Consider the following 3244-nt stretch of genomic DNA (forward strand, 5'->3'; position numbering starts at 1 on the left):
CGGTATGAGTGGCGATCCGTCCGCACCGCCAGGAACCACCCCGATCACGACTGGCGCGCACCCGCACTTCGAGACAGGCGCTAGATCAGTCGGCTGGTGAAGCCTGCGTCGACGAGCCGCTGGTACGCGGCGTGCGCTGGCTCGGGAACATCCTGTTCGATGGCGAAGCCGAGGCGCGCGTATTCGGTGATGCGTTGGGTGTCGCCGACGAGCATGTTGATGACGCGGTCGACGTCGCCGATCGTGGCGATGTACTCGTCGAGCGGCAGCGGCCGGGACGAGCAGATGACCTCGACTTCGGGCCAGACCTTGCGGCAGGTCGCGTAGGCGCGTCGCTGTTGGTAGGGCCGGGAGATCAGCATGATCGAGGCCGGGTGGATGCCCGCGCCGGCGAGGACGGCGCGGGTGTTGGTGAGGTTCTGGTTGGTGTTGGTGGCTTCGGTCTCGATGAGGATGGCGTCGGCGGGGACGCCGAGTTCGATGGCGTGTTCGCGGTAGTGGACGGCTTCGCCGCGGGGGAACCGTTCGATGGTGGTGGGGGCGTTGGCGCCGGTGAACACGATCCGCTCGAACAGGCCCTGCTGGTAGAGCTGCGCGGTGTGGATAGCGACGCCGAGGTCATGGGAGCCAAGGCCGATCCCGACGTCACAGCGGCGGGGCTCGTGGCCCATGTCGTGGTAGGCCCACAAGGTTTCGACGTCGGCTCGCAGGTTCGCGGGCAGTTCGGTGGTCGCCATGACCGGCAAGGTTACGGCCGGCGCGGGTCGGTGCCGTGCACGCCCATCCGATGCGCCAGTTCGATCGCCCGCTCCGACGGCCGTGGATGGCGGATCATCTCGCGGACGAGAAGCCGGGAGAGGCGGTGGTAGCGAACCTGTTCGGGGGCGTACCGCTCCGCGTCGAGCAGCAGCACGAGGGCATCGTCAGCGCGGTTCCAGCGCACGAACGCCCGCGCGGTCTCGATAGCGTGCCGCACGCGACGCTCGACGGGCAGGTCACGGGTGTCGACGCGGGGGCCGAGATCTACGGCGACCTGGACGTCGCCGAGCTCCATCGCGGCGGTGACGCGGTGGATGGCGACGTTGGTCGGACCGAACGCCGTCCACAGGTGGTTCGCGTCGTGCCCGAGGCGCTTTGCGGCCATGTCGGCCTCGGACAGGAACGTCGTGGTGTCGGAGCGGTCCTCCCGTCGCGATGAGGCGACCGCACCGGTCAGGTGCAGCATGCCGTAGACCGACAGGTACTCCGGGGTGGCGTCGCCGAGGCCAGGTTCGAGGTGGTCGGCGGCGGCGCGGGTGAGCGCGATTGCCTGCTCGAACTCGCCGATGGAGACCAGTGCGTGGGCGACGGACCGGTAGAGCGAGCCGATCATCAGGTTGTCGCCGCTGGTGTGGGCGGCGGCCAGGCCGCGGGTGGCGGAGATCGCGGCGAGATCGGCTTCACCGAGCTTGGTGAGGAACGCGGTGGCGACCTGGTGGGCGCTGGCAGCGAGGGCGTGGGCGCGTAGGACGTCGTCGCTGCCGGTGCCGTGGTGCTGGCAGGCAGCTTGGACGTCGGTGATCAGCAGCGGGAGCCGCTGGGTGAGCCGGGCGTAGCGGGAGTTCTGGTAGTCCTCCCACTGCGCGGCGATCTCGCGGGCGAGGGCGTCCAGTCGCGGGGGTTCGCCGGGCTGGTGGCCGATGAGGAATTGGCGGTGGTCCATCAGCGCGACCCGCAGGGCGGGGACGGTGCGTCGGCTGGACTCGTCGGCCCAGGCCATGAGGACCGGCTCGCCGATCAGATCGCCGAGGGAGATGTCCAGCGCGAACGCCAGGCGGCGCAGCACGGAGAGCCGGTCGACCGGGAGCACGTCGTGCTCGACCTTGCGCAGCCAGTCCTCGGTGCGCCCGACCAGCCCGGCCAACACGACCTGGGTCAGGCCGCGGCGCTGTCGGTAGAACGCCACGCGCCGGCCGATGGTCATGTCGTCGGTCATCCCTCGCATGAGGTTCAACCTTCCAGCTCCGGTCGCGACGAGCCCAGAGAAATCCTCCCGGTTCACCACATTCGCCGCACCTAGCGTCCTAGGCCAAGCACTCCCCGTGACATAGGACGTCACGGGGGATCGTCCCACGCCAGCGTGCGAGCGAACTGGGGGAGCGGCCATGCCCGTGGTCAAGCAGACGCGTGAGGGACAGCACTGGCTCCTGCCGTGTCGGGTGTGCCCCGACCGGTCGGCACGGCAGGTTTCCACCCCGACCAGGGCCGATCGTGACCGGCTGGGGCGTGGCCCTGGCGGTGGCGGCGTTCGTCGGGTGCCTGGTCGCCCCGGTGCTGGTCGGGTGGGCCGCCAACGGCTGGTGCACCCGCCGCAGGCTGGCGCGCTGCCGGGCGGCGGAGTTGTGCCGCCGAGTCGACGAGGTTCGCCACCGCAATCGGCAGGCCGATCCCGGTCCGGTCGAGCCCTGGCCACGCAAGCCCGCATCGCCCTGGGCTACGCGCTGCAGCACGCACCGGACGCCGCCGTGCTGGTCGGCTTCCGAGACGCCGAGCAGATCACCACCACGCTCACCAGCGTGGACGACCCGCTCCACCCGGAGGAGGTCGTCGAGATCACCGCACTGCTCCACCCCGACACAACCGACGAGAGGACACCTGCCCGTGCAGTACATCGAGGTTGAGAAGAAGTTCGCCCTGCCCGATCCGGCCGCGCTCAAGGCCAAGCTCGAAGCGCTCGGCGCCAAGCCCTCCGAGTCGACCCGCCAGGTTGACGCCTACTTCAACGCCCCGCACCGCGACTTCACCGCCCCCGAAGCGATCTCCGAGTGGCTGCGGGTGCGGACCGAGGCCCGCGGCTCGTCGGTCAACTTCAAGCGCTGGCACCCGATCAGCGAGCTGATCAAGACCCACGCCGACGAGTACGAGACCAAGGTCGACGACGTCGAAGCCATCCGCCGCCTGCTCGAAGCGCTCGACTTCCGCCCGCTGGTTACCGTCGACAAGACCCGCGAGGAATGGAAGCTGCCCGACGTCGAGGTCGTGTTCGACCACGTCGTCGACGCCGGCGATTTCGTCGAGTTCGAGTACAAGGCTGACGCCGCCACCGTCGCCGACGCCACCGAGCAGCTGGAGCAGTTCATCGCCTCCCTCGGCGTGGAGCTGGGCGAGCCGATCAACCGCGGCTACCCGCACATCCTGCTCGGCCGCGAGCACTGACACGGCCGCACCAGCGGAAGGCTCAACACGCCGGGGACCACTCGAACGA

At 69.7% G+C, this 3244-nt stretch carries 4 protein-coding genes; 2 read left to right on the plus strand and 2 right to left on the minus strand.

Translation table 11 applies throughout. The features are described from left to right. Nucleotides 1-80 precede the first annotated feature (80 nt). Together ACRDSQ_RS20540 and ACRDSQ_RS20545 are read right to left on the minus strand one after the other, a co-directional pair. Nucleotides 81-737, minus strand: a complete 657-nt coding sequence (locus ACRDSQ_RS20540) for a YdcF family protein (RefSeq protein WP_431423292.1) — start codon at nt 735-737, stop codon at nt 81-83. A gap of 11 nt (nt 738-748) precedes the next feature. After that, a complete protein-coding gene (locus ACRDSQ_RS20545) occupies nt 749-1984 on the minus strand; it encodes a helix-turn-helix domain-containing protein (RefSeq protein WP_431423294.1) in 1236 nt (411 codons plus the stop codon). Between the two features lie 337 nt (nt 1985-2321). On the opposite strand from ACRDSQ_RS20545, the gene ACRDSQ_RS20550 reads away from it, so the two are divergent. Together ACRDSQ_RS20550 and cyaB are read left to right on the plus strand one after the other, a co-directional pair. Then, nucleotides 2322-2660 (plus strand): hypothetical protein, encoded by a 339-nt coding sequence (locus ACRDSQ_RS20550; RefSeq protein ID WP_431423296.1) that lies wholly within the window; start codon nt 2322-2324, stop codon nt 2658-2660. Next, nucleotides 2641-3195, plus strand: a complete 555-nt coding sequence (cyaB, locus tag ACRDSQ_RS20555; protein ID WP_431423298.1) for a class IV adenylate cyclase — start codon at nt 2641-2643, stop codon at nt 3193-3195. The genes ACRDSQ_RS20550 and cyaB overlap by 20 nt, the downstream gene beginning before the upstream one ends. The last annotated feature ends 49 nt before the right edge of the window (nt 3196-3244 follow it).

It is taken from the genome of Actinokineospora sp. (assembly GCF_050699995.1).
GTDB lineage: Bacteria > Actinomycetota > Actinomycetes > Mycobacteriales > Pseudonocardiaceae > Actinokineospora.